This is a genomic window from Methylobacterium sp. AC690 (assembly GCF_979256535.1).
On sequence record NZ_CEEDOX010000021.1, the window covers coordinates 76,905 to 83,087 of the forward strand.

Here is a 6,183-nt window from a genome sequence, read left to right on the forward strand (position 1 = left end):
TCCCGATCGTCGGTCTCCGATGCCGACCGGTCATTCGACGCGCGAGATCAGTCCGGTGCGAAATTGATCGAAAGCTTTGAGGATTCGTAAAGACTCGGTGCTTTGTCTTTCCACGAAGATGCGCGAGCCGACCGTGGTCTTCCGGTAGCGCACATGCGCGTGATCGTGATCGACGAAAATCATGCGCGAAGACGGACATGCTTCCGACGCTTGCGGGATGGTCTTGATCGCCGGGTCTGCCCTGCAACGAACTGCAATCTGCCTGCGTTGAGGGCTGCGATCGCCGCGCCGGACAACTGTTTTCATCTCCTCAGGTCGATGTCGATGAATCCGTTGCCGGAGAAAGCCAACGATCCCGAACCCCTGGTCGACGGACGCACGATGCCGCCGTGGCGGGCGGCGCTCGGCCGTGGCGTGCACCGGGTCTCGACCCTCGCGGTCCTGGGGCTCGGGTTCGGCCTGACTCTCGCCTGGATCGTCTTCCTCTGCTGGCTCGCTTACGCCGTGTTAAGGTTGATGATTGAATAACGACCGCAATGCAGCTTAAATTGTGCAAAGCACAAAACTGCTCTCTATTTCCGCTTGTATCCTTTCAATACGTAGGTAGTCTGATTGCCCGTATCGTTGGTGTGCAAATGCTTCTGATCTGTTTCGCCTCACTGGGAGCCGCCGCAAGCCAGGCCGTTCGCCTGCCGGGTCTTCTCGTGATCGTATCGCTGCTGGCGGTCGCGATCGGCGTCGAGGGGGCCCTGGAGCAGCGCTCCCTCGGGATCGTCCTCACCGACGCGGTCTGGATGCTCGTGGCGGTGGAGGCGACCTATGTCGCGACGTCGCTCCTCTGGAATTCCGAGGCCTCGCCCGCCGCGCCCCGCAAGGCGTGACAGGCGACACAGGTTCGACAGGCGACTTGGGAGCGTCCCCGGTCGTCTTCGGCTGAGGCGGTCCGCGCTTAGCGGGCCGGGGGTGCGGCCTTGAGCAGGCGCCGGGCGACGATCGTACCGCCCAGGGCGCCGAGGAGCGCGCCCGATCCGCTGGCCACGAAGTCGACGACCTGCGCGGTTCGGCCCGGAACCCAGAGCTGGCCGATTTCCAGGACGGCACCCAGGGCGATGAGCGGCAGGCCGATCCGCCACCAGCGCAGCGCGGCCCCGTAGCCGAGCACGAACAGGCCGGCGGTCCCCGCATACGCGATCGCGTGCTCGGCTTGGCCCGGGAGGGATGTGCGCGCTTCCCAGTCGCGCGGGATCCAGGAGAGCCAGACCAGGGCCCCCACGCTCAGCCAGGCCGCCACGCGGACGAACCTGGAAAGGGCGGCGCGACGTCGCGACATGACCACTCCTGACGGCTCCTGATCCTGTCCATGCCCCCGGGGCCGTCCGCAGGGCTGGCGATGCCGTCCCGCCGTGGCGGGGCCCTGCCCCGGGCCGGCGATGAAACGGCGAAGCCGTCTTGTCCGAAGGCCGTCCGGCCCGAGAAGGCTTTGGTGCCGCTCCGCCCTTACGGGCGGTCCACGGGCCGGGTGGTCGCCCGGCGGTTCGCCTTGAGAAGCTTGCCGATCACGATACCGGCCGGGACGGACACGAGGGTCCAGAGGCGAAGAACGTGGAGCAGGCGGAGGAAGACCATCACGCGCCCTCGTCCTCCGTCAGCGCGGCATCGTACCCCGCGGTCCACCGGGAATGCGCCTCCGTGCCCTCGGCATAGGGGCAGTCTTCCCGGCGCAGGCCCTTGCCGGGGGCATAGAACCCCAGCGCGTAGTGATCGAGGTTGTCGTCCGGCGGCTCTGTCATGAGCAGGAGATAGGGCAGGCGGAAGGCCCTCCAAGGGCCGGCCTGCCCACGCACAGCCCGCGCGTGGTCACCACGCAGGATGCCAAGCCGGCATCCGCATTCGACCCTGTTGTGAAGGACTTGTCTTTCCCAGCAAAGGCTTTGGAAAGTAATGGCGCGCCCGAAAGGATTCGAACCTCTGACCCCCAGATTCGTAGTCTGGTGCTCTATCCAGCTGAGCTACGGGCGCCTGCGACCGGTGGGGGTTGGTGCCGCCCCCGGTGTGAGCGGGTGTTTAGAGGCTCCTTTTTGCGCTGGCAACCCTGGCGGGACAGATTTTTCGCGGCGGTGCGCCTCGCCGCCCATTCGGGGTCGGCGCGGGCCGCGGCGATCCCCGGCCCCGGGCTCCAGGCCGACGCTCAACGCGCTCGAAGGATGTTCTTCCGGGGTACAGGGCAGATCTGTCGCCGCGGTGCAGCGTATGCGTCGGTCAAAACCTGTTTGTTGTCGGCGCGTGATCTTGTCGTTTCATCTCATCATCAGTGTCAGGACAAGATGGAACATTTATGACAACGCTCAGGCTTGGCCATTTGAAGGGGGATGATCGGTTTCCGTCTTGGAACGCTTTGCGGTGCTGCGGGATTGAGAAGAACTCTTGCCTGTCGCAGACTTATCCAAGGAGAATGCCGTGAAACGGTCCCTGACCACCCTCGCCCTTCTGACGATCCTCGGTGCGGGTTCGGCCTCCGCCCAGACTACCGTGACCGGCACCCCGGCCCCGGACGCCAAGTCGAGTGCCACCTCGGGCGGCCAGGAGGCCGTGACCCGGCCCAACACCGACAAGCCGGACGCCACCAAGCCGGCCACGACCAAGGCCGCGGCGAACGCCAAGCTCGAGGAAGGCGCCAACAGCTTCACCGAGGCCCAGACGCACCACCGCCTGACCGAGGCCGGTTACAAGGACGTCAAGGGCCTGACCAAGGACGACAAGGGCATCTGGCGCGGCGAAGCGATGCTCGACGGCAAGCCGGTCAAGGTCGGCGTCGACTTCAAGGGCAACGTCGCGGCCCAGTAGGCCGCCGCCCCCCCCCCCGCCCCTTCCCTCGCCCGCACACAGGAGTTTCCCATGGCCCAACAGACCATCACCGCCCTGTACGACGACTACAACGATGCCAGCACGGCCGTCTCCAAGCTGGAGGCCTCCGGTGTCGCGCATGCTGACATCAGCATCGTGAGCAGCAACGAGGGTGACCGCCATGCCGGGCGCCTGCGCACCACCACCGACCTCGACTCGCCCGTCCACGGCGACACTCCCGAGAAGGCGTCCAACGGCGCCGGAGCGGGCGCCACGGTCGGCACGGTCCTGGGCGGCGCCGCCGGCCTACTGACCGGCCTCGGCTTGCTGGCGATCCCGGGCGTCGGCCCGGTGGTGGCGGCGGGCTGGCTCGTGGCCACCCTGACGGGCGCCGGCATCGGCGCGGCCGCGGGCGGCCTCGCCGGCGGCCTGACCGGTGCGGGCCTCAGCGAGACCGACGCCCACACCTACAGCGAGGGCGTGCGCCGCGGCGGCACCCTGGTGACGGTCCGGGCCGACCAGGCCCATGCGGCCCGGGTGATGGACATCCTGGAGGAGCACGGTTCGATCGACGTCGACGAGCGTGCCCAGAATTGGCGCGCCGAGGGCTGGACCGCCCCGCAGGCCGCCGCCGCGACCTCGCCGGACGCGATCCCGGGCAACGCCCTGGGCGGCACCGTCGAGGGTCGCAACCGCGTGCGCGCCTACCCGACCACGCCGGTCTGATCGGCGACCCGGGACCGCCCTCCCCTTCGGGGGGGGCGGCCCATCGCAGGTGCGAAAAAGCCCCGGCGGCCCTCTGGCCCCGGGGTTTTTGCGTGCACTGAAGAGGAAGAGCGGTCGCGGCCCGAGGGCGCGCGGAGCAGCGGTCCCGCGTCGGGGCGGATCCCGGTCTCTCGACGGCCTGCACGGTTCGGGAAAGGGTGGGTCCCGGAGCCGAAGCTCCGGGTTCTGTTTCGACGGTTACCCTACCGCAAGATGCTTACGCCGCGAGGCGGGCATCCATGACAACGTTATCGTTGGCATTTAGAGTTTTGGCCAAATGCTCGAAACAGGGGTTGCCTGCGTCGAACCGGTCGAGTCCTTACCGACAGCCGCATCGTCCCGCACCGAAGTGAGAGCGAACTCGCGATCCCTTTACCGCCCAGTCGATCCTATTTCGCCCCCATCAGAAGACCACCTGCGGATGCGGATGGGCTTTTGGTGGAGGCGCCGGAGTACTGCCCTCCGGGTCCTGAAACGTTATTACGAACCGGTCATCAACCGCAGGCTCGATATAGGCGAAATCGCCGCGCGGGTCCAGCCGGCGCGCTATCCCGCCGCACCCGTCGGCCCGGCCGTCTCGGCCGCGAACCAATCGGCGTAGGGTGTGGTGCGGGCCATGTGCCGGTTGAGGTCGGGCGCGCCGTCGTCCCACCAGACGGGGCCGCGCTCGCCGAGGTCGCGCTTGGCCGCATCGACGGCACGGCGGGCCTGCGCGACCGCGTCCGGATCTCCGGCCGCCTTGCCGGCCTTCACGGCCCGGCGCGCATCCATCAGGGCGGCGACGTGGGCGTCGCGCGCGGCGGGGTCGAGGTCGGGGCGGGTCCGGCGCCAGAGCCGGCCGCGCACCACGAGGTAGCGTCCGTCCGGCGTCACGAGCGGCGGCGCGGACTTGCGCCTCGGTGCGGCCTTAATGCTCGGCTCAGCTTTGGCCCTCGGCTCAGCCTTGGTCCTCGGCTCAGCCTTGGTCCTCGGCTCAGCCTTGGCCCGCGACGGGGCTCTACCCCGCGGCGCGGCCACGGCGATGGGCCTGCTCCTCGATCAGGGCCTCCACGGCCGCGATCGTGTTCTCGAGGTCGGCCACGCGCCGCAGGACGCTGTCGGGCGGCAGCATCGCGATCTTCGCGGCTTCTGTGATGAGGGTCCTCTGAGCGTCCTTGAGGCGGTCGAGGAGAGATTCCAAGTCTGACATTGCTCGGCTTTAGCGGATGCCGGGGGCGGCCCGCAATGCACATCCGAGCAAGTTGGCCGAGATATCCTTGCCTGATCTCGTCGGCTATTGTCCTGCCGCGCGCCGAAACCCGGCGCGCGACGTGGGCTCCGACTTCGGCGAAGCGGCCTCGGTCGAGCAAGTCGGGGCTCAGTTGGGGTGGAAGACCACCTTCACGCAGCCATCCTTCTTGTCCCGGAAGGTCTTGTAGAGATCAGGACCGTCGGCGAGGTTGGTCGACCGGTGCGTGATCAGCGACGTCATGTCGAATCGGCCCGCCTGGATCAGCTTCGTCAGCGTCTCGAGGTAGCGCTTCACGTGGGTCTGGCCGCTCTTCAGGGTCAGGCCCTTCTGGACGATCATGCCCATGTTGACCGGCACCGGCCCGCCATAGACGCCCGGCACCGAGACGATGCCGCAGGGGCGCACGGCCTTGATGGCCTCGGCCAGGGCGTAGGGGCGCTCGGTCGAGGTCAGCGTCTCCTGCAGGGTGCTGAGCACCCCGGCGATGCCGTGGCCGGCGGTGGCCTCCATGCCGACGCAGTCGATGACGCCGTCGGCGCCCTCCCCCTTGCTGATCTCCAGGATGCGCGCGAAGACGTCCTCCTTCATGAAGTCGATGACGTCGGTGGCGCCGTATTTGCGGGCCAGCGCCAGGCGCTCGGGCACGGTCTCGATGGCGATGATGCGCTCGGCCCCCATGATCTTGGCCGACTGGATCGCGAACAGGCCGACGGGCCCGGCCCCCCAGACCGCGATGATCTCGCCGCCCTTGATCTCGCAATGCTCGGCGCCCTGCCAGCCGGTGGGCAGGATGTCGGTGAGGAACAGCACCGACTCGTCGTCCATGCCGTCCGGCACCTTCATCGGGCCGACGTCGGCCATGGGCACGCGCACGTACTCGGCCTGGCCGCCGGCATAGCCGCCGGTGATGTGCGAGTACCCGAACAGGCCCGCGGTGGTGTAGCCGAACTGGGCGGCCGCCATGGCGGCGTTGCGGTTCGAACGCTGGCAGACCGACCAGTTGCCGAGACGGCACTGGCGGCACTCGCCGCAATTGATGTTGAAGGGCACGACGATGCGGTCGCCCTTGCGGAACTTGGTGAAGCCGGTTCCGACCTCCACCACCTCGCCCATGAATTCGTGGCCGAGGACGTCGCCGGATTCCATGGTGGGCATCTGCCCGTCCATCAGGTGGAGATCCGAGCCGCAGATGGCGCAGCTCGTCACCTTGATGATGACGTCGCGGGCATCCTCGATCTGCGGATCGGGAACCGTATCGCAGCGGATGTCGCCCTTGCCGTGCCAGCACAGTGCCTTCATGGCGGATCTCCAAGAGCCTGGGGGCCGGGGGCGGCGCGCGGGCG

11 protein-coding genes, 1 tRNA gene and 1 other RNA gene are annotated in these 6,183 nt (G+C 68.0%); 4 read left to right on the forward strand and 9 right to left on the reverse strand.

Features of this window, described 5'->3' with window-relative positions; translation table 11 throughout:
- Positions 1 to 30 precede the first annotated feature (30 nt).
- Positions 31 to 306, reverse strand: a complete 276-nt coding sequence (locus tag AC0IY1_RS21490) for a hypothetical protein (RefSeq protein WP_471772264.1) — start codon at positions 304 to 306, stop codon at positions 31 to 33.
- Positions 307 to 324: 18 nt separating this feature from the next.
- Here AC0IY1_RS21490 and AC0IY1_RS21495 point away from each other — a divergent pair, with 18 nt between their 5' ends.
- Together AC0IY1_RS21495 and AC0IY1_RS21500 are read left to right on the forward strand one after the other, a co-directional pair.
- Positions 325 to 528, forward strand: a complete 204-nt coding sequence (locus AC0IY1_RS21495; protein WP_471772266.1) for a hypothetical protein — start codon at positions 325 to 327, stop codon at positions 526 to 528.
- Between the two features lie 107 nt (positions 529 to 635).
- The gene (locus AC0IY1_RS21500) at positions 636 to 881 is read left to right on the forward strand and encodes a hypothetical protein (protein WP_103711004.1); all 246 of its coding nucleotides are present in this window, start codon (positions 636 to 638) and stop codon (positions 879 to 881) included.
- A gap of 68 nt (positions 882 to 949) precedes the next feature.
- Here AC0IY1_RS21500 and AC0IY1_RS21505 read toward each other — a convergent pair whose 3' ends face one another.
- The 4 genes from AC0IY1_RS21505 to AC0IY1_RS21520 form a co-directional block, all read right to left on the reverse strand.
- Positions 950 to 1,330, reverse strand: coding sequence for a VanZ family protein (locus AC0IY1_RS21505; RefSeq protein WP_471772269.1), 381 nt, complete (start codon positions 1,328 to 1,330; stop codon positions 950 to 952).
- A 167-nt stretch (positions 1,331 to 1,497) separates the two neighbouring features.
- A complete protein-coding gene (locus AC0IY1_RS21510) occupies positions 1,498 to 1,629 on the reverse strand; it encodes a hypothetical protein (RefSeq protein ID WP_280137537.1) in 132 nt (43 codons plus the stop codon).
- Positions 1,626 to 1,790 carry a ribosome modulation factor gene (locus tag AC0IY1_RS21515; protein WP_471772271.1) on the reverse strand — a complete coding sequence of 55 codons (165 nt, stop codon included), beginning with the start codon at positions 1,788 to 1,790 and terminating at the stop codon, positions 1,626 to 1,628. Before AC0IY1_RS21515 ends, AC0IY1_RS21510 begins: the two co-directional genes overlap by 4 nt.
- 152 nt (positions 1,791 to 1,942) lie before the next feature.
- Positions 1,943 to 2,019: transfer RNA gene (locus tag AC0IY1_RS21520), tRNA-Arg, on the reverse strand.
- 438 nt (positions 2,020 to 2,457) lie between these two features.
- Here AC0IY1_RS21520 and AC0IY1_RS21525 point away from each other — a divergent pair.
- Positions 2,458 to 2,844, forward strand: a complete 387-nt coding sequence (locus AC0IY1_RS21525) for a hypothetical protein (RefSeq protein WP_103712381.1) — start codon at positions 2,458 to 2,460, stop codon at positions 2,842 to 2,844.
- Between the two features lie 51 nt (positions 2,845 to 2,895).
- Positions 2,896 to 3,570 (forward strand): hypothetical protein, encoded by a 675-nt coding sequence (locus AC0IY1_RS21530; RefSeq protein WP_055955582.1) that lies wholly within the window; start codon positions 2,896 to 2,898, stop codon positions 3,568 to 3,570.
- Positions 3,571 to 3,784: 214 nt separating this feature from the next.
- Here AC0IY1_RS21530 and ssrA read toward each other — a convergent pair.
- The 4 genes from ssrA to AC0IY1_RS21550 all read right to left on the reverse strand — a co-directional run bounded on the left by ssrA (position 3,785) and on the right by AC0IY1_RS21550 (position 6,139).
- Positions 3,785 to 4,150: a transfer-messenger RNA gene (gene ssrA, locus AC0IY1_RS21535) on the reverse strand.
- Positions 4,151 to 4,155: 5 nt separating this feature from the next.
- Positions 4,156 to 4,482, reverse strand: coding sequence for a hypothetical protein (locus AC0IY1_RS21540; protein ID WP_471772273.1), 327 nt, complete (start codon positions 4,480 to 4,482; stop codon positions 4,156 to 4,158).
- Positions 4,483 to 4,606: 124 nt separating this feature from the next.
- The gene (locus AC0IY1_RS21545; RefSeq protein WP_055955577.1) at positions 4,607 to 4,798 is read right to left on the reverse strand and encodes a hypothetical protein; all 192 of its coding nucleotides are present in this window, start codon (positions 4,796 to 4,798) and stop codon (positions 4,607 to 4,609) included.
- A 168-nt stretch (positions 4,799 to 4,966) separates the two neighbouring features.
- On the reverse strand, positions 4,967 to 6,139 hold the full coding sequence (locus AC0IY1_RS21550) for a zinc-dependent alcohol dehydrogenase (protein WP_055955574.1): 1,173 nt from the start codon (positions 6,137 to 6,139) through the stop codon (positions 4,967 to 4,969).
- Between the last annotated feature and the right edge of the window lie 44 nt (positions 6,140 to 6,183).